This is a genomic window from Armatimonadota bacterium (genome assembly GCA_025059775.1).
Taxonomy (GTDB): domain Bacteria; phylum Sysuimicrobiota; class Sysuimicrobiia; order Sysuimicrobiales; family Sysuimicrobiaceae; genus Sysuimicrobium.
On sequence record JANXCW010000010.1, the window covers coordinates 1 to 23,937 of the forward strand.

General features: G+C 67.0%; 23 protein-coding genes, 2 rRNA genes and 2 pseudogenes. 11 read left to right on the forward strand and 16 right to left on the reverse strand.

Going from position 1 to position 23,937, the window contains the following annotated elements:
• Both N0A24_08350 and rrf read left to right on the forward strand, forming a co-directional pair.
• A 23S ribosomal RNA gene (locus tag N0A24_08350) occupies nucleotides 1-306 on the forward strand; the annotation flags it as partial.
• A gap of 63 nt (nucleotides 307-369) precedes the next feature.
• Nucleotides 370-486: ribosomal RNA gene (rrf, locus tag N0A24_08355) — 5S ribosomal RNA — on the forward strand.
• Between the two features lie 20 nt (nucleotides 487-506).
• Here the strand turns inward: rrf and N0A24_08360 are convergent.
• Nucleotides 507-839, reverse strand: a complete 333-nt coding sequence (locus tag N0A24_08360) for a helix-turn-helix transcriptional regulator (GenBank protein MCS7173383.1) — start codon at nucleotides 837-839, stop codon at nucleotides 507-509.
• A 107-nt stretch (nucleotides 840-946) separates the two neighbouring features.
• Here N0A24_08360 and N0A24_08365 point away from each other — a divergent pair, with 107 nt between their 5' ends.
• Nucleotides 947-1,312 (forward strand): DoxX family membrane protein, encoded by a 366-nt coding sequence (locus N0A24_08365; GenBank protein ID MCS7173384.1) that lies wholly within the window; start codon nucleotides 947-949, stop codon nucleotides 1,310-1,312.
• A gap of 40 nt (nucleotides 1,313-1,352) precedes the next feature.
• Here the strand turns inward: N0A24_08365 and N0A24_08370 are convergent, their stop codons facing one another.
• The 3 genes from N0A24_08370 to ispG form a co-directional block, all read right to left on the reverse strand.
• The gene (locus N0A24_08370) at nucleotides 1,353-1,529 is read right to left on the reverse strand and encodes a hypothetical protein (GenBank protein MCS7173385.1); all 177 of its coding nucleotides are present in this window, start codon (nucleotides 1,527-1,529) and stop codon (nucleotides 1,353-1,355) included.
• A 67-nt stretch (nucleotides 1,530-1,596) separates the two neighbouring features.
• Entirely contained in the window at nucleotides 1,597-1,950 is a 354-nt protein-coding gene (locus tag N0A24_08375; protein ID MCS7173386.1) for an SPW repeat protein, read from the reverse strand.
• A gap of 76 nt (nucleotides 1,951-2,026) precedes the next feature.
• Nucleotides 2,027-3,295 carry a flavodoxin-dependent (E)-4-hydroxy-3-methylbut-2-enyl-diphosphate synthase gene (gene ispG / locus N0A24_08380; GenBank protein ID MCS7173387.1) on the reverse strand — a complete coding sequence of 423 codons (1,269 nt, stop codon included), beginning with the start codon at nucleotides 3,293-3,295 and terminating at the stop codon, nucleotides 2,027-2,029.
• Between the two features lie 185 nt (nucleotides 3,296-3,480).
• Here ispG and N0A24_08385 point away from each other — a divergent pair, with 185 nt between their 5' ends.
• Entirely contained in the window at nucleotides 3,481-4,617 is a 1,137-nt protein-coding gene (locus N0A24_08385) for an NAD(P)/FAD-dependent oxidoreductase (protein ID MCS7173388.1), read from the forward strand.
• A gap of 76 nt (nucleotides 4,618-4,693) precedes the next feature.
• A complete protein-coding gene (locus N0A24_08390) occupies nucleotides 4,694-6,514 on the forward strand; it encodes a PEP-utilizing enzyme (protein MCS7173389.1) in 1,821 nt (606 codons plus the stop codon).
• A 35-nt stretch (nucleotides 6,515-6,549) separates the two neighbouring features.
• On the opposite strand, the gene rpoC is transcribed toward N0A24_08390, so the two are convergent.
• The 9 genes from rpoC to N0A24_08435 form a co-directional block, all read right to left on the reverse strand.
• Nucleotides 6,550-9,987 (reverse strand): DNA-directed RNA polymerase subunit beta', encoded by a 3,438-nt coding sequence (rpoC, locus tag N0A24_08395; GenBank protein ID MCS7173390.1) that lies wholly within the window; start codon nucleotides 9,985-9,987, stop codon nucleotides 6,550-6,552.
• 12 nt (nucleotides 9,988-9,999) lie between these two features.
• The gene (gene rpoB / locus N0A24_08400) at nucleotides 10,000-13,392 is read right to left on the reverse strand and encodes a DNA-directed RNA polymerase subunit beta (GenBank protein MCS7173391.1); all 3,393 of its coding nucleotides are present in this window, start codon (nucleotides 13,390-13,392) and stop codon (nucleotides 10,000-10,002) included.
• Between the two features lie 237 nt (nucleotides 13,393-13,629).
• Nucleotides 13,630-14,013, reverse strand: a complete 384-nt coding sequence (gene rplL, locus N0A24_08405) for a 50S ribosomal protein L7/L12 (protein ID MCS7173392.1) — start codon at nucleotides 14,011-14,013, stop codon at nucleotides 13,630-13,632.
• A gap of 23 nt (nucleotides 14,014-14,036) precedes the next feature.
• Nucleotides 14,037-14,561, reverse strand: a complete 525-nt coding sequence (rplJ, locus tag N0A24_08410) for a 50S ribosomal protein L10 (GenBank protein ID MCS7173393.1) — start codon at nucleotides 14,559-14,561, stop codon at nucleotides 14,037-14,039.
• A gap of 161 nt (nucleotides 14,562-14,722) precedes the next feature.
• Nucleotides 14,723-15,439, reverse strand: coding sequence for a 50S ribosomal protein L1 (gene rplA, locus N0A24_08415; protein MCS7173394.1), 717 nt, complete (start codon nucleotides 15,437-15,439; stop codon nucleotides 14,723-14,725).
• An 11-nt stretch (nucleotides 15,440-15,450) separates the two neighbouring features.
• Nucleotides 15,451-15,876 (reverse strand): 50S ribosomal protein L11, encoded by a 426-nt coding sequence (gene rplK / locus N0A24_08420; GenBank protein MCS7173395.1) that lies wholly within the window; start codon nucleotides 15,874-15,876, stop codon nucleotides 15,451-15,453.
• Between the two features lie 3 nt (nucleotides 15,877-15,879).
• The gene (nusG, locus tag N0A24_08425; protein ID MCS7173396.1) at nucleotides 15,880-16,467 is read right to left on the reverse strand and encodes a transcription termination/antitermination protein NusG; all 588 of its coding nucleotides are present in this window, start codon (nucleotides 16,465-16,467) and stop codon (nucleotides 15,880-15,882) included.
• A 21-nt stretch (nucleotides 16,468-16,488) separates the two neighbouring features.
• On the reverse strand, nucleotides 16,489-16,761 hold the full coding sequence (gene secE, locus N0A24_08430; protein MCS7173397.1) for a preprotein translocase subunit SecE: 273 nt from the start codon (nucleotides 16,759-16,761) through the stop codon (nucleotides 16,489-16,491).
• A 95-nt stretch (nucleotides 16,762-16,856) separates the two neighbouring features.
• Nucleotides 16,857-17,435, reverse strand: a complete 579-nt coding sequence (locus tag N0A24_08435) for a hypothetical protein (protein MCS7173398.1) — start codon at nucleotides 17,433-17,435, stop codon at nucleotides 16,857-16,859.
• A gap of 235 nt (nucleotides 17,436-17,670) precedes the next feature.
• Here N0A24_08435 and N0A24_08440 point away from each other — a divergent pair, with 235 nt between their 5' ends.
• A complete protein-coding gene (locus N0A24_08440; protein ID MCS7173399.1) occupies nucleotides 17,671-18,024 on the forward strand; it encodes a hypothetical protein in 354 nt (117 codons plus the stop codon).
• A gap of 91 nt (nucleotides 18,025-18,115) precedes the next feature.
• On the opposite strand, the gene N0A24_08445 is transcribed toward N0A24_08440, so the two are convergent.
• Nucleotides 18,116-18,715 carry a sigma-70 family RNA polymerase sigma factor gene (locus N0A24_08445; protein ID MCS7173400.1) on the reverse strand — a complete coding sequence of 200 codons (600 nt, stop codon included), beginning with the start codon at nucleotides 18,713-18,715 and terminating at the stop codon, nucleotides 18,116-18,118.
• Between the two features lie 60 nt (nucleotides 18,716-18,775).
• Here N0A24_08445 and N0A24_08450 point away from each other — a divergent pair, with 60 nt between their 5' ends.
• The 3 genes and pseudogenes from N0A24_08450 (at nucleotide 18,776) to N0A24_08460 (ending at nucleotide 21,649) form a co-directional block, all read left to right on the forward strand.
• Complete coding sequence (locus N0A24_08450) at nucleotides 18,776-19,708, forward strand: NAD-dependent epimerase/dehydratase family protein (GenBank protein ID MCS7173401.1); 933 nt, start codon at nucleotides 18,776-18,778, stop codon at nucleotides 19,706-19,708.
• Complete coding sequence (locus N0A24_08455) at nucleotides 19,705-20,196, forward strand: hypothetical protein (protein ID MCS7173402.1); 492 nt, start codon at nucleotides 19,705-19,707, stop codon at nucleotides 20,194-20,196. The genes N0A24_08450 and N0A24_08455 overlap by 4 nt, the downstream gene beginning before the upstream one ends.
• Nucleotides 20,183-21,649 (forward strand): annotated as a pseudogene (locus N0A24_08460) (tetratricopeptide repeat protein). Before N0A24_08455 ends, N0A24_08460 begins: the two are co-directional and overlap by 14 nt.
• Here the strand turns inward: N0A24_08460 and N0A24_08465 are convergent.
• A pseudogene (locus N0A24_08465) lies at nucleotides 21,630-21,737 on the reverse strand (energy transducer TonB). The pseudogenes N0A24_08460 and N0A24_08465 sit on opposite strands and share 20 nt — an antisense overlap.
• A 26-nt stretch (nucleotides 21,738-21,763) precedes the next feature.
• Here N0A24_08465 and N0A24_08470 point away from each other — a divergent pair.
• The gene (locus N0A24_08470) at nucleotides 21,764-22,177 is read left to right on the forward strand and encodes a lytic transglycosylase domain-containing protein (protein MCS7173403.1); all 414 of its coding nucleotides are present in this window, start codon (nucleotides 21,764-21,766) and stop codon (nucleotides 22,175-22,177) included.
• Nucleotides 22,178-22,181: 4 nt separating this feature from the next.
• Here N0A24_08470 and rlmD read toward each other — a convergent pair whose 3' ends face one another.
• Nucleotides 22,182-23,537 (reverse strand): 23S rRNA (uracil(1939)-C(5))-methyltransferase RlmD, encoded by a 1,356-nt coding sequence (rlmD, locus tag N0A24_08475; protein ID MCS7173404.1) that lies wholly within the window; start codon nucleotides 23,535-23,537, stop codon nucleotides 22,182-22,184.
• 76 nt (nucleotides 23,538-23,613) lie between these two features.
• Here rlmD and N0A24_08480 point away from each other — a divergent pair, with 76 nt between their 5' ends.
• Complete coding sequence (locus tag N0A24_08480) at nucleotides 23,614-23,784, forward strand: hypothetical protein (protein ID MCS7173405.1); 171 nt, start codon at nucleotides 23,614-23,616, stop codon at nucleotides 23,782-23,784.
• Nucleotides 23,785-23,937 lie beyond the last annotated feature (153 nt).

Consider the following 23,937-nt stretch of genomic DNA (forward strand, 5'->3'; position numbering starts at 1 on the left):
TGAGACAGGTCGGTCCCTATCCACTGCGGGCGCAGGTGGCTTGAGGGGGGCTGCTCCTAGTACGAGAGGACCGGAGTGGACGCACCTCTGGTGTACCGGTTGTCGCGCCAGCGGCACGCGCCGGGTAGCCATGTGCGGTCGTGATAAGCGCTGAAAGCATCTAAGCGCGAAGCACGCCCCAAGATGAGGCCACCCACCGGGTCAACCGGTTAAGGCCCCAGGGAGAATACCTGGTGGATAGGCCGGAGGTGGAAGTGCGGCAACGCGTGAAGCCGACCGGTACTAATCGGCCGAGGGCTTGACGGCCTCCTACCGCTGGAGCAGAGCTCCGGTGCCGGATCTCGCATGCAGTTGTCGGGGGTGTGTCTTCCCGGTGGCCATACCGGAGGGGCCACACCCGTTCCCATTCCGAACACGGAAGTTAAGCCCTCCAGGGCCGATGGTACTGCGCTGGAGACGGCGCGGGAGAGTAGGTCGCTGCCGGGAAGAAAAATACGGAGCGGGATTCAATCCCGCTCCGTATTTTGCGTCTCCGCGAGATATCGGCGGGCCCAGCGGTCAATGGCCCGGATGACGCCCCGCAGGGCCCGACCCGCCCGGGTGAGCCGGTAACTGGTGCGGGGCGGCATGGTGGAGTGCACCGTCTTGCGCACCAGCCCGAGGGCCACCAGCTGCTCCAGCCGGTGGGAGAGGGTGGCTGCATTGCACCCGCCCGTGGCCCGGGCCAGCTCGTTAAAGCCCTTAGGACCGTCCAGCAGGGCCCGGACGATGTGCAGTACCCATTTCTCCTGCAATAGCTCAATGGCCCTCCGGGCTGGGCAGAGGGCTTCCTCCCGCACGGATCCCCCTCGACTCGCCCAAGATCGGAACGCCTGCCCTTGACACGCCTCTAAGCTAAATTTATCCTAGCGGTTGAATTTATAAAGCACAACAGGGAGGGGGAAGGATGGAGGCGCTGTTCTGGCTGGGGCGGATCCTGTACGGTGGCTTCTTCATACTCAACGGCATCAACCACTTTCAGCGCCTGGAGATGATGTCCGGCTATGCCCAGTCCAAGGGTGTCCCGGCCCCGCGGGTGGCGGTGGCGGTCACCGGCCTCATGCTCCTCCTGGGCGGACTGGCGGTTCTCACTGGCCTATACGTGCAGGTCGGCCTGTGGCTGTTGGTGATCTTCCTCGTGTTCGTCTCCTTTTGGATGCACAACTTCTGGGCCATCGAGGACCCCATGCGGAAGATGACGGAGCAGGTGAACTTCTTGAAGAACATGGGACTGCTGGGCGCGGCCTTCTTGCTGCTCTACTTGTGGACGTAGAAGGGGACGGGCGGAGGTCCACGGGGAGCGGCAACACGGCTTAGCGGAACAGCTGGAGAAGCGGGATCCCCAGCATGGTGAAGGCCGCGGCCAGGGAGAGGCTGGCGGGAAGACGATCCTCCTCCGGGATCTGCAGCGCATGAAGGGAAAATGAAGTAAGGCTCAGGGTCCAGGAGGCCAGCACGAGCGCGCCGATCCAGAAGTCCTTTTCCGGCATCAAAAACCCTCCGCGAGCTCCATGGCTTCTTATCTACCACAGAGCTCGCGGAGGGTCCAGTGTGACCTTACCGCCGCGTGGCCAGCTCCCGCGGAAGGACCGAGAAGGCGAGCCACGCGCACAGCACCACGGTGATCAGGCCGCCCAGCAGGGAGGTCCACATCTCTCCCGGCCGGTCGGCGAACCCCAGCACCCACGGGGCGATCACGAACCAGACGCCCACCAGCCCGTTCACGTACTGGATCCAAAGCTTGCGCCGCGCCTCTTCGTTCAAGGCCGCCCAGCCGCCGAGGATCAAAAGGATCAGTCCGCCGATGATGCTGGTCCACATCTGGGCCTGCGCGGCCTGGAACCCGAGGACAAACGGCGCAAGGATGAACCAGATCCCGATGAGCGCCACCACGTAGTTCGCCCATGTCATCGCTCCTCACCCCCTTTCTCTGCGGTTTGAGGGATGTCCCCCAAGGATCACTATAGCAGGAAAAGACCCCCATCCGTCAAGTAGAATTCCTTGACGGATGTCGGCCGCGGGTCCCGAACCGCGTGGCCACGTACTGCTCCAGGATCACCAGGAACTCCTCCGCGATATGGTCCCCGCGGAGGGTGGTCAGTAGCCGCCCGTCCGCATACACGGGTGCCCTGGGCTCCTCAAAGGTCCCTGGGAGGCTGATGCCGATGTGGGCGTGCCGGCTCTCCCCGGGACCGTTCACCACGCACCCCATCACCGCCACCCGGAGCTCCTCCACTCCCGGGTACCGCTCCCTCCACTCGGGCATGCGCGCCCGGATGTAGCTCTCGACCTGGTCCGCCAGGTCCCGGAAGAAGGAGCTGGCGGTGCGTCCGCAGCCCGGACAGGCGGTGACCTGCGGGGCAAAGGACCGCAGCTCCAGGGACTGAAGGATCTGCTGGGCTACCCGTACTTCCTCCGTACGGTCCCCGCCCGGGGGCGGGGTGAGGGAGACCCGGAGGGTATCCCCGATCCCCTCGTACAGGAGCACGGCCAGGGCAGCTGCGGAGGCCACGATCCCTTTCGTCCCCATTCCCGCTTCCGTGAGGCCCAGGTGCAGGGGGTAATCGCATGCGGCTCCCAGCCGTCGGTAGATCTCGATGAGGTCCGGCACACTGCTGGTCTTCGCGCTGAGCACGATACGGTCGTGCGGCAGACCGCACGCTTCCGCGAAGGCCGCGCTTCGCAGCGCGCTCTGCACCATGGCCTCCCGTACCACCTCCCGGGCGTCGCGGGGCTCTGGGGAACGCGCATTTTGGTCCATGAGCTCCGTGAGGAGCCGCTGGTCCAGGGATCCCCAGTTCACCCCAATGCGCACGGGTTTCCCGTGATCCAGGGCCACCCGGAGGATGGTGCGGAAGTTCTCGTCGTGTCCCCCGGGACCCACGTTGCCCGGGTTGATCCGATACTTGTCCAGGGCCCGGGCACACTCCGGGAAGCGGGTGAGGAGGAGATGCCCGTTGTAGTGGAAGTCGCCCACGATGGGCACAGTAACTCCTTCGTCCCGGAGGCGCCGTACGATCTCAGGCACCGCCCGGGCTGCGGCCTCGTGGTTCACCGTGATCCGCACCAGTTCGCTTCCCGCCTCCGCAAGCGCCCGAACCTGCGAAACCGTGGCCTCCACATCCGCGGTGTCCGTATCCGTCATGGACTGCACCGCGATGGGGGCTTCACCTCCGATCCACCGGGTGCCGATGCGCACCGGTACGGAGCGCCTCCGAAGACGGGGAGGGGTCTTGAGGGACGACGGCGAAGACATCCCGTATCAGGATAGCATGTGCAGGAGTCCGTTAAAGAACACCGGCGGCTGCCCTCTCCAAGTTAGGCCGGGCCACTCCTTTCGGAGCGCCTCCTCCCATCTCGGAGCCGGACAACCGCCGGCATTGCTACCCTAACACGATCGGTGGGGACCTGCAATCGGGAACGTCTGAGCGGAGGTGACCAATGGCAGACGTCGTAATCCTGGGAGCCGGATTCGGGGGTCTGAGCGCGGCCAAGGAGCTGGCACCCGCGGCCCGGGCGGGCCATCGGGTGGTGCTGGTGGATCGCAAGGACCAGTTCTTCATGGGGTTGCGAAAGCTGTGGGTGCTGTCGGGGCGGGGGGGTTACGGGGAGGGCTCCCGGCCCCTCGGGAACGTTCGCAGGCACGGGACCACCTGGGTCCAGGCGGACCTGGTGGGGATTGAAGCGGACCGGCGCAGGGTCCGGACCACCGCGGGGGAGTTCCCGTACGATTTCCTGATCGTGGCCCTGGGCGCGGAGCTCCGGCCGGACTTGGTGCCCGGGTTCGAGCACGCCGTGAACCTGTACGATGCGGCGGAGGTGGAACGGCATGCTCCTGCAGTCGGCCGCTTTGCAGGAGGCCGACTCGTGGTGGGAATCTTCGGAGTTCCCTACAAGTGCCCTCCTGCTCCCTATGAGGCCTCCATGCTGCTGGAGGATCGGTTCCAGCGGCTTGGGATCCGGGACCGGGTGGAGCTCGTGGCCTTCACGCCTCAGCCCGCATCGCTGCCGGTGGTAGGGCCCGCGGGGTGCGCCCGTCTGGAGGGGTGGCTTGGAGAGCGGGGGATTCGATTTCTGCCCAACCGGAAGGCTCAGCGGATCGAGCCCGGACGGGTGGTCTTCAACGGGGAGGAGTTGCCCTTCGATCTCCTTCTGGCGGTTCCGCCGCACCGGCCGCCCCGGGTGGTGGAGCAAAGCGGGCTTGCCCCGGAAGGGGCGTGGATCCGGCCGGATCCGAGAACCCTACGCACCTCCTTTGAGAACGTGTACGCGGTGGGGGACGTGACGGAAATTCTCCTTCCCAACGGTATGCCCCTCCCCAAGGCCGGGGTGTTCGCGGAGTCCCAGGGGCGGGTGGCGGCCCGGTGGATCCTGCACCACCTGGGCCTGGGACCGGAGCCCGAGGGGTTTGACGGGTTCGGGTATTGCTTCATTGAGGTGGGAGACGGCAGGGCCGCGAAGGTGGTGGGGCGGTTTCTGGAACACCCGGCCCCCGTGGTAGAGATCGCTCCGCCGGAGGAGAAGACGCTTGCGGAGAAGGAGGCCTTCGAACGGGAGCGGCTAGAGGCCTGGCTGTAGCACCCATCCGGGAGGAGGGCCCTCAAGCCCCGTCGAATGCATGCCTCCTGGACGTCGTAGGAGGGGGGGAGAGACGATGAAGCGTGCGTTCCCTAGCCCGTTCGAGATCCCCACCCCGCCGGGCGCGGAGGGGTGGGAGGAGATGTACCCGCCCTATCTCCGCTTCAGTGAGCACCGGAGGGCGACGGAGGAAAGCCGGCTGTGGGTGTGGAACAGCATGCACTTTCCGGAGCCCATCTACCCCTTCGACATCATCACCGCGGACGACGGGTACATCGGCATCGGACAGATCAACGCCCGCGTGTTTTTGCTCCCCACAGCCCTGGGCATCGAGCACCGGGTGCTCAACGGCTACGTTTACATCAGCGGGATCCCGGTGACGGACCCCGGGGAAGTGGGGCGTCGGGCCCAGATCTTCGCGGAACGGGCGGGCTATTACTACCGGAACTGGAACGACCTGTATGAAAAATGGCTGGGGAAGGTGCAGGAGACCATCCGCGAGCTGGAGGCCCTGCGGGTGCCAGACCTGCCGGAAGTGGAGCCGGATTCGGTGGTGACGGAAGGCCGCGGGCTGGCCTCCGCCTACGACCTCCTCGTAGCGTACCACCGCCTGCTGGAGAGTTTCTGCAAGATCTATCAATACCACTTCGAGCTGCTGGTGTTGGGATACGCGGCTTATCTGAGCTTCACCCAATTCTGCAGGCAGCACTTCCCCGAGATCCCCGATCAGACCATCGCGAGGATGGTGGCAGGTCTGGAGCAGGACATTCCCATCTTCCGACCGGACGAGGAGCTGAAGCGCCTTGCGCGCCTCGCGGTGGCATTGGGGGTGGCTCCTGTGGTCAAGCGGACAAAGACTCCTCAGGAGCTGGAGGAGGCCCTCTCCGCGACGGAGGCGGGAAGACGCTGGCTACAGGAGTTTCACGGGGCCAAACACCCGTGGTTCTACTACTCCTGCGGCAACGGCTTCTACCACTACCACGGCAGCTGGGTGGAGAACCTGGACGTCCCGCTGAGCGCCATCCGACGGTATGTGGAGCTGGTGGAGGCAGGCGAACGGATCGACCGGGACGTGGCCGGCCTCATCGCGGAGCGGGATCGGATTACCGCGGCCTACCGCGCCCTGCTTCCGGACGAGGACACCCGCCGGGCCTTCGACGAGGCCCTGGGGCTCGCGCGCACGGTGTTCCCCTACGTGGAGGGACACGGGTTCTACGTGGAGCACTGGCACTGGACCGTGTTCTGGCAGAAGGCCCGACAGTTCGGGGCGCTGCTGGCGAAGCACGGGTTTCTGCGCCAGCCCCAGGACGTCTTCTGCCTGCACCGCCATGAGGTGGCTCAGGCTCTGGAGGAACTCCGGCTCACGTGGGCCACGGGCGCGGAACCCCTGGGCCCCAAGTACTGGCCGCCCATCGTGGCCCGCCGTCGGGCCATCCTAGAGCGGCTGCGGGAGTGGACGCCGCCCCCGGCTCTGGGCCCCGCGCCGGACGAGGTAACGGATCCCATGCTCATCATGCTGTGGGGCGTGACCACGGAGCGCATCCAGGAGTGGCTCGGGCAGGCGGAGGGAGGGGAGAAGGCCCTCACCGGGTATGCCGCCTCCCCCGGGGTGGTGGAGGGGACGGCCCGGGTGATCCGGGCGGTGGAGCAGCTGGATGAGGTGCAGCCCGGGGAGATCCTGGTGGCGCCCCTCACCATGGCCAACTGGACACCGGTGTTCGCCCGCATTCGCGCAGTGGTGTGCGACATCGGCGGGATCATGAGCCACGCAGCCATCGTGGCCCGGGAGTACGGACTGCCGGCCGTGGTGGGTACGCGCTTCGGGACCACCCGGATCCGCACCGGACAACGGATTCGGGTGGACGGGGATCGCGGGGTGGTGACCGTTCTGGAGTGATCCTGGGGCCCGGTTCCTCCCCGGGCCCCAACTGGTTAGAGCTCCGCCGCCACCTTCATCTGCCGGTACCGTGGCATGCCGGTGCCGGCGGGGATGAGTTTCCCGATAATTACGTTCTCCTTCAGACCCAGCAGAGGATCCACCTTGCCCTTCGTCGCTGCGTCCGTGAGCACCCGGGTGGTCTCCTGAAAGCTCGCCGCGGACAGCCACGACTCCGTGGCCAGGGCCGCTTTGGTGATGCCCATGAGCACGGGATCCGCCTCCGCAGGCCGCCCGCCCCGCGCCTGGACCTTCCGGTTCTCCTCCTGGAAGGCGAACACGTCCACGATCTCCCCGGGGAGGAACTCCGTGTCGCCCTCGTCCCGAATCTTCACCCGCCGCAGCATCTGGCGCACGATGATCTCGATGTGCTTGTCGTTGATCTCCACGCCCTGGGAGCGGTACACGCTCTGGATTTCCTCCACGAGGTAGCGCTGCACCGCCTCCACACCCAGGATGCGCAGGATATCGTGGGGGTTGAGGGGCCCCTCCGTGAGCTGCTGGCCCGCCTCCACGAACTCCCCCTGGGAAACTAGGAGCCGCTGGCCGAAGGGCACCACGTACTCCCGGGTCTCCTCCTTGCCCTGGACCACCACCTTTCGGGTTCGCCTCTCCTCCACGATGGAAATCCGGCCTGGAATCTCCGCCATGATGGCCTGCCCCTTGGGCTTACGGGCCTCAAAGAGTTCCTCCACCCGGGGCAGACCCTGGGTGATGTCGAACCCTGCGATTCCCCCCGTGTGGAAGGTGCGCATGGTGAGCTGCGTTCCGGGCTCCCCGATGGACTGGGCCGCGATCACCCCCACGGCTTCCCCCACCTCCACGAGCTTCCCGGTGGCCAGGTTGCGGCCGTAACACCTGCTGCACACCCCGTACCGGGTCTCGCAGGTGAGCACGCTTCGCACGGGCACCCGCTCGATTCCTGCCTCCTCCAGGGCCTCCGCGATCTCCTCCGCGATCTCCTCCCCGGCCCGGACGAGGGGGGTGGTGCCCTCCGGTGGGTAGACGTCCCGGGCCGCGATGCGGCCCACGATGCGATCCCGGAGCGGAACGGCGATCTCGTTGCCCTGACGGGCGGGCTCCATCCAGATGAATCGGTCCGTTCCGCAGTCCTCCTCCCGTACCATCACATCCTGGGCCACGTCCACCAGTCGCCGGGTGAGATATCCGGACTCCGAGGTCCGGATGGCGGTGTCCGCCAGGCCCTTGCGCTGGCCGTGCATTCCGATGAAGTACTCCAGGACCGTGAGCCCCTCCCGGAAGTTGCTCTTGATGGGGATCTCGATGATGCGGCCGGAGGGGTCCGCGAACAGCCCCCGCATGCCCGCCAGCTGCCGGATCTGCTGCATGTTCCCCCGGGCACCCGACTGAGCCATCATGTAGAGCGGGTTGAAGGGATCGAAGTGCTTGAGCATGGCGTTGGTGATGGCCTCCGTGGCTTCGTTCCACACATCGATGGTGCGCAGGTACCGCTCCTCGTCCGTGATGAGGCCCCGGCGGTACTGCTGGTTGATGACTTCCACCTTCCGTTCCGCGTCCGCCACGATCTGCTCCTTCTCGGGCGGGATCACCAGGTCCGTCATGGCGATGCCCATCCCGGACTGGGTGGCGTAGCGGAACCCCAGCTCCTTGAGGGCGTCCAGGAGCTGTGCGGTCTTCGTGGGCCCCAGCCGGTAGTAGGCGTCCGTGACGATCTGGCTCAGAACCTTCCGGTCGCACACTTGGTCCACGAACCGCAGTTCCTCGGGCAGGGCTTCGTTGAAGATCACCCGGCCTACCGTGGTCTCGATGGGCTCCGTGCCGGGGGCCAGCCGCACCTTGATCTTTGCATGCAGGTCCACCACTCCGTGCTCGTAGGCCAGTAACACCTCCGCGGAGGTACTAAAGACTTTGCCCTCCCCCTTCGTCCCCGGACGCTCCAGGGTAAGGTAGTAGCATCCGAAGACGATGTCCCGCTGTGGGCTCGCCACGGCCTTCCCAGAGGCCGGCAGGAGGATATTGTAGGAAGAGAGCATCAACAGCCGCGCCTCCGCCTGGGCCGCCGCGCTGAGGGGAACGTGTACCGCCATCTGGTCGCCGTCGAAGTCCGCGTTGTAGGCGGTGCACACGAGGGGGTGGATCTGGATGGCCTTGCCCTCGATGAGCACGGGTTCAAACGCCTGGATGCCCAGCCGGTGGAGGGTGGGGGCCCGGTTGAGGAGCACGGGGTGCTCCTTCACCACGTCCTCCAGCACGTCCCACACTTCAGGGCGCTGACGTTCCACCATGCGCTTGGCGTTCTTGATGTTCTGCGCCAGGTTCCGCTCCACCAGCTTCTTCATCACGAAGGGCTTGAAGAGCTCCAGGGCCATCTCCTTGGGGAGCCCGCACTGGTGGAGCTTCAACTTGGGGCCCACCACAATGACGGAGCGGCCGGAGTAGTCCACCCGCTTGCCGAGGAGGTTCTGGCGGAACCGCCCCTGCTTCCCCTTGAGGAGGTCGCTCAAGGACTTCAGGGGCCGGTTGTTGGGGCCCGTCACCGGCCGGCCTCGGCGCCCGTTGTCGATGAGGGCATCCACCGCCTCCTGGAGCATCCGCTTCTCGTTGCGCACGATGATCTCGGGGGCTCCCAGATCCAGCAGGCGCTTGAGGCGGTTGTTGCGGTTGATGACCCGGCGGTAGAGGTCGTTGAGGTCGCTGGTGGCAAACCGACCGCCGTCCAGCTGCACCATGGGCCGCAGGTCCGGCGGGATGACGGGAAGGACCTCCAGGACCATCCATTCCGGCCGGTTGCCGCTCTTCCGGAAGGCCTCGATGACTTCCAGTCGCTTGAGGATCTTGATGCGTCGCTGGCCCTGAGCCGTCTTCAGCTCCTCCCGCAGCTTCTTGGACTCCGCGTCCAGGTCCAGCTGCAGCAGCAGCTCCCGGATGGCCTCCGCCCCCATGCCAGCCCGGAAGGCGTTCCCGTACTTCTCCCGCAGCTCCCGGTACTCGTTCTCCGTGAGGAGCTGCTTGGGCTGCAGCTCCTTCACGGTCCCTGGATCGATGACGATGTAGGCGGCGAAGTACACCACCCGCTCCAGGGCCCGGGGCGAGATGTCCAGCAGGAGACCCAGCCGGCTAGGGACCCCCTTCAGGTACCAGATGTGGACCACGGGCGCAGCCAGCTCGATGTGGCCCATCCGCTCCCGCCGCACCTTCGAACGGGTGACCTCCACCCCGCACCGATCGCAGATGATGCCCTTGTAGCGGATGCGCTTGTACTTCCCGCAGTGGCACTCCCAGTCCCGCACGGGGCCGAAAATGCGCTCGCAGAAGAGGCCATCCCGCTCGGGCTTGAGGGTCCGATAGTTGATGGTCTCCGGCTTCTTCACCTCGCCCCGGGACCACATGCGGATCTGCTCAGGAGAGGCGAGCCGGATCTGAATGGCATCAAAGGCGTTCACGTCCTGCATGCGCCCCCCTCCTCAGATGGGCTCCTCCATCAGGGCTTCCTCGCCCTCCAGGTTGATGCCCAGGGACCGGACGGTATCCACCACCTCCTCCTCCATCTCCCGGAGATCGATCTCCCGCCGGTCCGCGCTCAGGACCCGGACGTCCAAGCACAGGGCCTGGAGCTCCTTCACCAGCACCTTGAAGGACTCCGGCACTCCGGGTTCCTGGATGTTCTCGCCCTTCACGATGGCTTCGTAGGTCTTCACACGCCCCGTGACGTCGTCGCTCTTCACCGTCAGCAGCTCCTGCAGGGTGCTGGCAGCCCCGTACGCCTCCAGGGCCCACACCTCCATCTCCCCGAACCGCTGGCCGCCGAACTGAGCCTTGCCGCCGAGCGGCTGCTGGGTGATGAGACTGTAGGGTCCCGTGCTGCGGGCGTGGATCTTGTCCTCCACCAGGTGCAGGAGCTTCATCATATAGATCCAGCCCACGGGGCAGGGGTGGTCGAAGGGCAGCCCCGTGCGCCCGTCGTAGAGCTGGAGTTTCCCCGTGCGGGGCAGACCCGCCTGCTCCAGGAGCTGCTCAATTTCCGATTCCCGGGCACCGTCGAAGACGGGAACTTCTGCGTAGAACCCCAGTTCCTTGCAGACCCACCCCAGGGTGGTCTCCAGAACCTGCCCCACGTTCATGCGGCTGGGAACCCCGAGAGGGTTGAGCACGATGTCCACGGGGGTCCCATCGGGGAGGTAGGGCATGTCTTCCTCGGGGGCGATCTTGGCCACCACCCCCTTGTTGCCATGCCGGCCCGCCATCTTGTCCCCCACGGTGATCTTCCGCTTCTGGGCCACGTACACCCGCACCATCTGGTTTACGCCGGGTGGCAGCTCGTCCCCCGCCTCCCGGCTGAACACCCTGACGCCCACCACCTTGCCCTTCTCCCCGTGAGGCACCCGGAGAGAGGTGTCCCGCACCTCCCGGGCTTTCTCTCCGAAGATGGCCCGCAGCAGCCGCTCCTCCGCGGTGAGCTCCGTCTCACCCTTGGGCGTTACCTTGCCCACCAGGATGTCCCCCGTGCGCACCTCCGCGCCGATACGCACGATCCCGCGCTCGTCCAGATCCCGGAGGGCGTCCTCGCTGACGTTGGGGATGTCCCGGGTGATCTCCTCGGGGCCCAGCTTCGTGTCCCGGGCCTCCACCTCGTACTCCTCGATGTGGATGCTGGTGAAGTAGTCCTTCTTGAGAAGCCGCTCGCTGATGATGATGGCGTCCTCGTAGTTGTATCCCTCCCAGGGCATGAAGGCCACCAGTACGTTGTGCCCCAACGCCAGCTCTCCGTGGTCCGTGGCCGGGCCGTCCGCCAGGATTTCCCCCGCCCGCACGAACTGCCCGGAACGCACGATGGGACGTTGGTTGATGCAGGTGCCCTGGTTGCTGCGCCGGAACTTCGTGAGCTTGTAGACGGTGCGGTGCTGCCCACGGACCACGATCTCATCTGCGGTGACGGATTCCACTACCCCATCCTCCTTGGCCACCACCAAAGCCCCGGAGTCCAGGGCTGCCCGGTACTCCATCCCCGTGCCTACGAAGGGAGCCTCCGACCGGAGGAGGGGAACCGCCTGGGTCTGCATGTTCGAGCCCATGAGGGCCCGGGTGCCGTCGTCGTGCTCCAGGAATGGGATGAGGGAAGTGGTGACGGAGACCATCTGCTTGGGGGAGACGTCGATGAAGTCCACCTCCTCTCGCCGCACCACTACGGGATGCCCTTTCGCCTGTCGGGCCACCACCCGCTCCGGCAACATCCCGTTCTCATCCATGGCCGCATCGGCCGCATTGGCCTGGGCGATGGTGTACTTCTCCTCCTCGTCCGCGGTGAGGTAGACGATCTCGTCCGTCACCCGTCCGTCCCGCACCCGGCGGTAAGGGGTCTCGATGAACCCCAAGTCGTTCACCCGCGCGTAGGTGGCCAGGGAGGAGATGAGGCCGATGTTGGGCCCCTCCGGGGTCTCGATGGGGCAGACCCGACCGTAGTGGGAGGGATGCACATCCCGCACCTCAAATCCCGCCCGCTCCCGGCTCAGACCTCCGGGACCCAGGGCCGAGAGCCGGCGCTTGTGCCGCAGCTCCGAGAGGGGGTTGGTCTGGTCCATGAACTGGGACAGCTGGCTACTGCCGAAGAACTCCTTGATGGCCGCGGTCACCGGCCGGATGTTGATGAGGACTTGAGGGGTGACCTGGTCCATCTCCTGGATGGTCATCCGTTCCCGGATCACCCGCTCCATGCGGAGCATCCCGATCCGGAACTGGTTCTGCAAGAGTTCCCCTACCGCCCGGACCCGCCGGTTCCCGAGGTGGTCGATGTCATCCGGCTCGCCCTGGCCGTTGTGGAGGGCGATGAGGTAACGGATAATCTGGGCGATGTCCTCCGGGGTCAGGACCCGGACGTCCAGGGGCAGATTGAGTCCCAGCCTCCTGTTGAGCTTGTACCGACCTACCTTGCCAAGGTCGTACCGTCTGGGCTCGAAAAAGAGCTGCTGCAGCATGGCCGTGGCGGATTCCACGGTGGGCGGATCCCCGGGCCGCTGCCGTTTGTAGATCTCGATGAGGGCACTGGTCCGATCCCGGGTGGGATCCTTCTCCAGGGTGGTGAGGATGGCCCGGTCATCGTCGTACAGCCGCCGGATCACCTCGTCGGACTCATACCCCACCGCCCGGAGGAGCACGGTGGCGGGAATCTTCCGGGACCGGTCGATGCGGACGTACACGCCCCCGGAGGCATCGATCTCGAACTCCAGCCAGGCCCCCCGCTGGGGGATCACGGTGGCGGCGGGGAGCTGCCGGCCGCTGCTGTCCGTGATGTAGTCGTAGTATACACCCGCGGAGCGGACCAGCTGGCTCACCACCACCCGCTCGGCCCCGTTGATGACGAAGGTGCCGTTTGCGGTCATGAGGGGGAGATCGCCCATGAAGACATCCTGCTCCTTGATCTCCCCCGTCTCCCGGACCACGAGTCGGACCCGCACCTTCAGGGCCGCACTGTAGGTTGCGTCCCGCTCCCGGGCCTCCTCCGGGGAGTACTTCGGGGCCTCCAGATAGTAGCCTCCGAAGTCCAGGATGCCCTCCGTGAAGTGGAAGACGTCCGTAGCCTCCGCTACCCTGCGACGGCGCTTCTCCTCCGGAGGGACGGCGAAGTGCAGCTCGAAGTTCCCCGTGAAGTCATAAATGGGGGAGATCTCCTGAAAGACCTCGCGGATCCCCTCTTCGATGAACCAGCGGAAGGACTTCCGCTGCACCTCCAGGAGATCCGGCGGCTCCAGGATCTCCTGGAGCTTACCGAAGGAAACACGTTCCCGCCGGCCACGTCGGACCACGCGGCCGAGACCGAGGTCCGGGGCCCGCTGGATTCCCTCCGAGTGGGCAGGACTCATCGCTTGGTGCTCCATGGCGCCCTTCGTAGCCTTCACCCCCTTAGTTCGGGCGGTCCCGACGGACACGCCAGCAGATCTTGCCCCTTGGGGAGATGCGTGGGAATGTGCTGACCGACACCGAAAAGACTCGGATTCGAGTTCAGACGACAGGGAATAACATACCAAAGGGCACACCCCCCGTCAAGGGGTTCCCCCGGGGGGTGCCCTCACACACCCTCAGGAGCCCTCAGGCTCCACCTACTTGATCTCGACCTCCGCCCCCACCTCTACCAGTTTCGCCTTAATGGCCTCCGCTTCCTGCTTGGATACCCTCTCCTTCACCGGCTTGGGGGCCCCGTCCACCAAGTCCTTGGCCTCCTTTAGGCCGAGGCCCGTGAGCTCCCGGACCACCTTGATCACCTGGATCTTGTTGGCCCCCGCGGACTTCAGGATGACGTCAAACTCCGTCTGCTCCTCCACGGGGGGAGCCGCGGTAGGGGCGGGGGTGGCCGGAGCAGCTACGGCCACGGGGGCCGCGGCGGTTACTCCGAACCTCTCCTCCAGGGCCTTCACGAGCTCCGCCAGCTCCAGCACGGTGAGGTTGCTGATGGCCTCCACGATCTCCTGGGTCCTGCTGGACATTCTCTTCCCTCCCTCCAGTGGGCTTATGCCTGGGATTCCCGCTTCTCCCGGATCTGATCCAGGACGTAGACTAGGTTCCGCTGCAGGCCGGTGAGCACCCGCACCAGGCCTCCCAGCGGGGCCTGGATTCCTCCCACCACCCGGGCCAGGAGCTCGCCCCGGCTGGGGAGCTCCGCCAGGGCCCGCACCCCTGCCGCATCCAAGACCCGTCCCTCCACGAGTCCCCCTTTGACCTCCAGCTTCCGGTGCTGCCGGATGAACTCCATCACGGTGCGGGCCGGGACTGTGGGGTCGTCGTAGGCGAAGGCCACCGCGGTGGGGCCCTCCAGGAAGGCCTCCATCCCTGTGAGGCCCGCCTCCTGGGCCGCGAGACCGAAGAGGGTGTTCTTCACCACCCGCAGTTCCACTCCGTTTCTGCGGAGAGCCTCCCGCAGGCTTTCCATCTCTGGCACCGAGAGGCCACGGAAGTCCGTGAGGACGAGGCCCCGGACCCGCTGCAACCGGTCCCGGAGCTCCTGGACTGCTTGAACCTTCTCCGGCTTTGGCATGGCTCCTCCACGAACAAAAAAGGCGCTCCGCCCCGGAACGCCCTTCTCACCGGATCCTCGGCAGGCGCGTTCCGCTTTACCCCCTTCGGGACCTGCGGTCTACGGATCCCCGCGACACCGTGACGATCCTAGCAGGCTTTCGAGAGTCCGTCAACGCACGGCTACGCGGCTCGGCCGCTGAGGGCCGCCTGGGCTTTGGCGGGGTCCACCCGCACGGAAGGCCCCATGGTGGAGGAGAGGGCAATGCTGCGCAGGTAGGCTCCCTTCACCGCCGCGGGGCGGGCCCGGACCACCGCATCCAGGAGGGCGAGGAAGTTCTCCAGGAGGGCCTCCTCCGGGAAGGAGGCTTTCCCCAGCGGGGCGTGGATGATCCCGGACTTATCCACCCGGAACTCGATCCGCCCCCCCTTCAGCTCTCGGACCGCCTTTCCCACATCGAAGGTCACGGTTCCGGCCTTGGGGTTGGGCATGAGCCCCCGGGGTCCCAGGATCCGTCCCAGCCGGCCCACCAGGGGCATCATGTCCGGAGTGGCCACGGCCACGTCGAAGTCCAGCCATCCCTCCTGGATCTTGGCGATGAGTTCCTCCGCCCCAACGAAATCGGCTCCTGCCGCCTCCGCCTCCTTGGCCTTGTCGCCCTTGGCGAAGACCAGCACCCGCACAGGTCTGCCCGTGCCGTGGGGAAGGACCACGGTGCCCCGCACCTGCTGGTCCGCGTGTTTGGGATCCACCCCCAGCCGGATGGCTGCTTCCACCGTCTCGTCGAACCGTGCGTTCGCAGTCGCCTTCACCAGGCGCACGGCCTCCCGGGGGTCGTATAGGTGCGTGCGATCCACCTGCTTTGCCGCCTCCAGGTACCGCTTGCTGCGCTTGGCCATGACGCGCCCTCCTAGTCCACGATCTCGATGCCCATGCTCCGGGCCGTCCCCTCGATCATCCGTACCGCTGCCTCCAGTGATCGGGCGTTGAGATCGGGCATCTTGAGCCGGGCGATTTCCTCCACCTGCTGGCGGGTGACCCGGCCCACCTTCTTCTTATTGGGCTCGGGAGAGCCCACCTCAATTCCCGCGGCCTTTTTGAGGAGCACGGAGGCCGGCGGGGTCTTGGTGACGAAGGTGAAGGATCGGTCCGCATAGATGGTGATCTCCACGGGCACGATGAGGCCCGCCTGGGAGGCCGTGCGCTCGTTGTAGGCCCGACAGAATTCCATAATGTTGATGCCGTGCGGCCCCAGGGCGGTGCCCACGGGCGGAGCCGGAGTGGCCTTCCCCGCGGGGAGCTGCAGCTTGACTACCGCGACCACTTTCTTCGCCATGGCCTACACCTTCTCCACCTGTGTAAAGTCCAGCTCCACGGGAGTCTCCCGTCCGAAGATGGAGACCCGCACCCGGACCTTCTCCCGTTCAGGAAGGATCTCCTCCACGACACCCGTGAACTCCTGAAAGGGGCCGGAGGTGATGCGCACCGTGTCCCCCTTCTGGTACGTAATCCGCAGACGAGGGACCTCCCCCCGCATCTGTCCGAGGATGGTCTGTACCTCCTCCTCGTCGAGGGGCACTGGGCGCGCCCCGGCTCCCACGAACCCCGTGACCCCCGGGGTGTTCCGGACCACGTACCAGGAATCATCATCCATGATCATCTCCACCAGGACGTAGCCGGGGTAGATGCGCCGCTGGGTGATCCGGCGTTTCCCCTCTTTGATCTCGATCTCGTCCGTGGTGGGCACGATCACCTGAAAGATTTTGTCCTGCATGTTCATGGAGGCGATCCGACGCTCCAGGTTTGCCTTCACCTTGTTCTCGTATCCGGAGTACGTATGGATCACGTACCAGCGCCGCCGCGGGTCCTTCGGCGGGGCCTCCCCCGATCGCCCCTGCGCTTCCTCCCTCTTCTCCTGCTCCGTCATCGGGATTTCCTCAGGAACCGTTCAGCGGACGAGCACGTGCTGGAAGAACCACGTGAAGAGAGCGTCCCACGCCCCCAGGTACAGGGCCGTCAGGGTAACGACCACCAGCACCACGAGGGTGCTCGCCAGGAGCTCCTGACGGCTGGGCCACGTGACCCGGTTCAACTCCGCCCGCACCTCCCGGAGGTAGCGGGAGGTACGCTCCGGCAGGGTGGGCTCCCGGCGCGCGGGAGCCTTCCCCGCCGGCCGGATCGCCTTTACGGATCGCTTTGCGAGATCGGTCACGCGGGCCATGGGATTCCCCCCGTTCGGAAAACAAAGTGTGCCTTTCGTGCTCGCCGTGGACAGGTGTACGGGCACGGGGATGCCTTCCTCGGGCGCCCCCGTGATTATAGGGACCCTGCTCCTGGGCCGTCAAACGGGGCGAGGGTTGCCAGCAGCCCTGCAATCCGGCGGGCCGCCTGGAGGAGCACCGCCTCTACCAGGGCCGCGGTTCCCCTCCCGTCCGCGCGGGTGGCGGCGAAGGTTTCCTCCAGTAGGATGCGTTGGGTTACGGCTTCCACAACCCGCAGCTGCAGGGCCGCATGGGCCACGGAGACCGCAGGCACCCGGGAGGCTGGGGCCGGGAGGGAGAGGCCGTCCAGGTCGAGGTGGGTCCACCGACCGGTGACGATCCAACTCGCCCCTGCTGTCCGTGCCACCACCGCGGCTCTCCCCGTCCAGACGTAAAGGTCCTCCGGGCGCAATCCGAGCTCTCGGGCGACGCTGCGAACCCGATCCACGGGCAGGACCCGGAGCCCTGGGATGCGGTGTCCCAGCAGGGAGGCGAGTTGGGCGCTCGGGGATTCCAGATCCACAAGCAGGTGGGTGGCCGCGGTCCCCACGGTGGAGAACTCCGCCACCGCGAGCACGGGCGGCACGTGCCCCGCGGTGCTCAGGGCCGTCAGGAACGCGAAAAGCAACGCCACACTCTCAGCATACGCCCAGCCGGTCACGAACAGATCACGTGGAGGGACCCGAAATTTCAGCTGCCGACTTCCCTCCCCTTGACACCGCGGGGGGATCGGGTACCATAAGGAACGGAAGGCGGTGATGTCCGGTCAGGGAAGGCCGGACAGAACCGCTAAATTTGTTTGGATTCAAGAGGCCGGCGCCTCCCGGCAGGGGTCGGTAGCCGGCCTGGTTTTTTGTCGGGGGTGCGCGATGATCCGTGCCCATGAACGAGTCCTGGTGGAGGCTCGTCGGCAGGCTACGGCGGAACGGGAGGTGTACCGGCAGCTGCTGGAGCGGGAACGGCGGGGACTGATCCGGTATCGGTCGGCCCCGCGGGTGGCCCCGCCGGAGGAGCACCGGGCGAGCCTCCAGGAGGCGAAGCGGCTGGCCCGGGAGAGTCTCGACGCGCACCGTCGGGCCCTGGAGGAGAACCCCTGGATCTTGCAGCTGGTGGCCCTCTACGAGCAGCTGCAGGCCCTGCGGCGTGCAAAGGGCCGGCGGAAGGAGAAGACCGAGCAACCTGTGGCACAGGAATTGCTTCCCTCACCGCAGACCGTGGGATAGAATAGCTGCTGGAGAACTCCCCGGCCCCCCCTGCCGGGGAGTCACGCCCCACCCCCCAGCGACGGCCCGGCGCCCGCCGGGCCGTCGTGTTTTAGCAGGAACCCCGGAAGGCCTGGAGCCTGGGGTGACGGCGTAGCCGGCTGAGGAGGGTACGCCTGACGTTGTAGACCTCCTCCACGGATGCGAACAGGTCGCCCCTGCGGCGCACCAGCTCCCGCGGGGGGATCCCGTGGACGAAGGACTCGTAGAGCACGACCCGCTCCCGCTCGTCCGCGACCACGGAGCGGAGGGTCTCCCACAGCTCCTGGATCCCCATCCGCGCCACGGCCTCCGCCTCGGGATCCGCGGCCGCGTTGCCCTTCGGATCCTCCACCAGAAAGGCTTGCTCTCGTCTTCGGATGGCGTCCACCACCGCACTGTGCGTGCACATCTGCAGGTAGCGCAGCAAACTGGGGAGGTCCGGGAACCGCCGGAACTTCTCCTCGTCCACGGCCAGGAACATCTTCTCGAAGGCCCGATTCACCAGCCACTCCACCGGCTCCCCCGCGTGTGAAAACGCGCTGTGCCGGCGTACCCAGCTGGCCACTAGGGCCTGGTACCGGGCGTAGAGGGTCCGCCACGCGTCCTCGTCCCGGAACACGAGGGCGCGCCGAAAGAGCTGGTATGCCTCAAGCTCCTTCTGGTCGCCCATGCGCAGGGGATCATGGAGTATTCTGACATGCGGCGGCGAAATCCTGTCTGGAGGAGGAGGATGAAGGTCCTGGTGACGGGGGGGGCGGGGTTCGTCGGGTCCCACGTGGTGGAACGCCTCCTACGGGCCGGACACGAGGTGGTGGTGGTGGACGACCTGCGGACGGGACGCAGGGAAAACCTCCCCGCGGGCGTGCGCCTGTACCAGCTCGACATCCTGGATGACCGCGTGGCGGAGGTGTTCGAGCGGGAGCGGCCTCACGCGGTCAGCCATCACGCGGCCCAGGCCTCCGTGGCGGTCTCCGTGCGGAATCCTGAGCTGGATGCCCGGGTGAACGTGGTGGGGACCCTGAAACTCCTCCAGTGTTGTGCGCGAACAGGAGTTCGCCATTTCGTCTTCGCCAGCACCGGTGGTGCCATTTACGGGGAGACCACGGCGATTCCCTGCTCCGAGGACCACCCACCTCAGCCCATCAGCCCCTACGGGGTACACAAGCTCTGCGCGGAGCACCACCTCCACGCCTGGAGGGCCCTGCATGGTCTGGCCTGCACCGCACTTCGCTACGCCAACGTGTACGGTCCTCGTCAGGATCCCGAGGGGGAGGCGGGGGTGGTGGCCATCTTTACGGCCGCCATGCTGGCGGGAAAGCGGCCCGTGATCTTCGGAGACGGACTGCATACCCGCGACTACGTGTACGTGGAAGACGTGGCGGAGGCGAACCTGCAGGTCATCGAGCAGAGGGTGGAGGGGGTTTACAATATTGGAACCGGGATCGAGACCTCCACCCGCGACCTCTTCGAGCTCCTCCGGGAGCTGGTGGGTTACCCGGGCGAACCCGTCTACGGTCCTCCCCGGGCGGGGGATGTGCGACGGATTGCCCTGGACTGCCGGCGGGCCGAACAGGCCTTCGGGTGGCAGCCCCGCACCTCGCTCCGGGAAGGGCTAGCGCGCACCGTGGCCTGGTTCCGATCCCGGTTCCGGTACCGACCATGACGTCGGCCCCGCGGCGGTTTTACGTCCACGAGCACCATGCGAGCCACCTCCACTGGGATCTCCGTCTGGAGATGGCGGGTGTGCTGCGCTCGTGGGCCCTTCCCAAAGGCCCTTCCTTGGACCCGGACGTGAAACGGCTCGCCATCCTGGTGGAAGACCATGAGCTGGCGTACGGGGAATTCGAGGGCGTGATCCCGCCCGGGCAATATGGGGCCGGAGTCGTGATGCTGTGGGACGCCGGGACGTATGTGTGCCGGGAAGGAGATCCCGTCCGGGCTTTCCAGAAGGGGAAGATGACGCTGGTGCTGCACGGCCAGAAGCTGCGGGGGGAGTTCCACTTGGTGCGACTGGCACGCGGGGACGGGAGGCAATGGCTGTTTTTCAAGACCCGTGACGCCTTCGCCCAACCCGGGTTCGATCCCCGGGGAACGCGCTCCGTGAAGACCGGACGTACCGTCGAGGAAATCGCCCACGATGCGCACCCATAGCCCCGGGCTCGCGCTGGCCCTCGTCCTGGCCCTCGGGGTGGGCACCAGACCCACCCCGCGCCTTGAAGCCATCGCCGAGGAGATTCGCCGGGGGCGGTGTGAACCGCACCTCCCCGCTCTTGAAGCCCTCCTTCATCGGTCCGGTCCCGACCGGGCACGCGCGGGCCTCCTGCTCGGCCGATGCTGGATCCGTTTGGGGAGGCCGGATCGGGCGATTCGGGCATTCGACGCCGTCACCGGGCCCCTTGCACCGTACGCATGGCTGTGGGCGGGAAAGCTGGCCCTGCGCCGGGGGGATCGCGGGGGAGGGACGGCACGCCTCAGGCGCGTCCTGGGATCCGGGCCCGCGGCCGTGCGGGCAGCGCTGGCGCTGGCAGAAGCCCTGGCACCGGATCCCTGGGCGGCGGAGGGCTACGCCCGGGAGGTGATCGGCCGAGCGGACGACGCCACGACCCTGGCACGGGCATGGGGAAGTCTCGGTCGGGCCCTGCGCGCACAGGGGAGGCTGGCAGAGGCCGTAGAGGCCTTGGCTTGGGCGTGGTGGGCGTTTCCGGGAAGCCCCATGGAGCAGGAGGCAGGCCGAGAACTTGCGTTCCTTCTCCGCGGCCGGCCGCCTACACCCCCTCCCCTCGCCCGGTTGAGCCGAGCCCGACGCCTGGTGGAGCCGCAGACAGCGGAGCGGGAGCTCGTGCTGGCTCTCCGGGCGGGGCTAGAACCCGACGCGGAGGCGGAGGCATGGTTCCGGCTTGGCATGCTGCGGTTGAGGACCTCCGGGGCTGCGGAGGCCTTCCGTCGCGCCGCCCGCTTTCCGGCCGTCGCCCCCCAGGCCCTGTACTGGTTGGGCATCGCCCTGGGAGGCCAGGAGGCAGGGCGGATCTGGCGTGCGCTCGTTCGCCGCTTCCCCACAAGTCCGTGGGCGGCCCGGGCCCTCCTCGCCCTGGGTCTCCGGGCGGAGGCCCAGGGGCGGTTTCAAGAAGCCGACCAGCTCTTTGCATGGCTCGCGGACCATTACCCCACCACGCCCGCCGCGGACGAGGCGCGGTGGCGGAGGGGGTGGCTGCGCTACCGGCAGGGGAGGTGGTGGGAGGCGGAGCGGATCTTCCTGCAGTCCGCCAGCCAGCACCCTGGGACGGAGCGGGCTCCGGCCCACCTGTACTGGGCCGCTCAGAGCCGCAGCCGGAGAGGATTGGATCCGCGGCCTCTGCTGGTCCGGCTTGCGCGGACCTATCCGCATACGTACTACGGCATGCGGGCCCGGGAGCGCCTGGGGCTTGCTCCCCCACCTGAGCCGGCTTCCACAGCCCCGCTTGTCTTGCCATCGGAAAGCTTCCTGGCCGTGTACGAGGAGCTGCTGGCCTTGGGATTTCCGGAGGAGGCCGCGGAGGAGGCCAAGGCCGCGCTTGCCCAGGGGCCTTCCCATCGGGTTCTCCGGGTGCTGGCGGAGGCGCGCGTGAAGTTGGGGGATCTCCCGGGATCTGTGGCTGCGGCGGAGGAGGCGGTGCGCCGGGGGAAGGCGGATGCGGCTCTGTGGCGGCTCGCGTATCCCCGGGCATACTGGGACGCGGTGGTGCAGGCCGCTCAGGAAGTCGGCGTGGACCCCCTCCTGCTGCTGGCGGTGATGCGGGAGGAGAGTCGATTCGATCCCCAGGCGGTTTCCCATGCGGGCGCGGTGGGTCTCCTGCAGCTCCTGCCCGCCACCGCCCGCGAACTGGACGCAACCGTGGACTTCCGGGATCTCCTGAGTCCAGCGGTGAACCTGCGCCTGGGCGCCCGGTATCTGGCGGAGCAGCTGCAGCGGTTCAAAGACCTGCGGCTGGCCCTAGCCGCCTATAACGCGGGTCCCGGCGCGGCTCGGGCGTTCGCCGCGGGAGGAATTCGGGATCCAGACGAGTTCGTGGAGCGTATCCCCTACGCGGAGACCCGCACCTATCTGCGCCGCGTGCTCCAGAGCTATGGGATCTACCGCTGGCTGTACCGCTAACGGTTCAGATCCGCTCCAGCAGCGTGACCGTCTCCACGTGGTACGTCTGGGGGAAGAGATCCACAGGCTGCACGGTGTGGATCCCGTAGCCGAAGGGCAACAGTTCCCTGAGGTCCGGAGCGAGGGTGGTGGGGTTGCAGGAGACGTAGAGGACACGGCGGGCTCCCGATCGGCCGATCTTCCGCATGACCCTTCGGCCCGCTCCGGCCCGGGGCGGGTCTAGCACCAGGACGTCTGGTGGGCCGATGCGTCCGATGAGCTCCGGCAGCGCCAGGCGCACGTCCCCGGCGAGGAACTCCGCGTTGGCGATCCCCGCCCGTCGGGCGTTCTCCCGGGCCGCCTCCACCGCCTCCGGCACTACCTCGATGCCGTATGTGGCCCGGGCGTGGGCGGCAAGCGGCAGGGTAAAGGTACCTACCCCGCAGTACAGGTCCACCACGGTCTCGTCTCCCCGCAGGTCCAGGAGGTCTAGGGCAACCTGTACCAGTTGCTCGGCGGCCTCGGTGTTGGTCTGGAAGAAGGTCTCCAGCCGGATGCGGAATCGGAAGCCGCAGAGCTCCTCCTCGATGAAGTCGCGGCCCCACAGTACCTCCAGGGCATCCACCCGCACCGCATCGGAGAGGGATCTGGACTGTACCCACACGACCCCCCGAATCTGGGGGAACCGCGCGGCCAGGACCTCCGCGAGGGCCTTCCCTTCCGGGAACTCCCCGGGTGCGGTAACGATGCCCAGAAGGATCTCCCCGGTCCGCCGTCCCTCCCGCACCACCAGGTGGCGCAAGAGCCCCGTTCGAGTGCGGTTGTCGTAGCAGGGGATGCGGTGCTCGACCACGAAGGCCCGCACCGCTTGCAGGATCTCGCTCACCACCGGTGAAGGCAACAGACACCGCTCGATTCCCAGCACTTGGTCGAACCGACCCCGCAGGTGGAGGCCCAGGATAGCCTCCGGGTGGAAGGCGAACTCCATCTTGTTCCGGTAGTGGTAGGGCTCCGGGGCGGGAAGGATGGGACGGAGGGGGAGGTCGCGCAGGCCGCCCAGGCGTTCGAGGCTTTCCCGGACGATCTGTTCCTTGATCCGCAGTTGCGCGGGGTAATCCAAGTGCTGCCAGGTGCATCCCCCGCAGGGTCCGAAGTAGGGACAGGGCGGCGGCGTCCGATCCGGCCCTGGTTCGAGCACCGCCACGAGCTCCGCCTCCGCGAAGTCGCGCTTGGTCCGGGTGATGCGGGCCCGCACCAGGTCCCCTGGAGCCGTATAGGGCACGAACACCACGTATCCGTCCACCCGGCCTACCCCCCGACCCCCGTAGGAGAGCCGGTCGATGCGCAGATCCAGCTCCTGCCCCTTCCGGGAACCTGCCATACCAAGGGCAGGGTAGAGGACAGAGGAGAAGTGGGCAAGGCCGCTGGCGGGTGCGCAGGCACCTGCTGGCCGTACGGTGCAGGAGTGCGCCGCGGAGGTGGAGCGGCTCCGGGGGGAGTCGCGGCAGCTGCGGCGACTCGTGGCGGCGTATCGGGAGCGTGAGGCGCTGTACCGTCAAAGGCTGGAGGAGGCCAACGACCTTCTACTGATTCCCGTTCCCGCATGCGCGCTCGGAAGGCCCTGCTAGCAGCTGGCTCCTTGCTGGCCAGCGTGGTGGGTTGGAGTACCCTGGCGGGCCGGGAGAGGACCCTCTCTGGAGATCCGCGCGGCGCTCCCCAGAGGGTGGAGGTGGGGCCGGACGTGGAACTAGAGGTGTTGCCACCGGTTCCTTCCGTCCGGC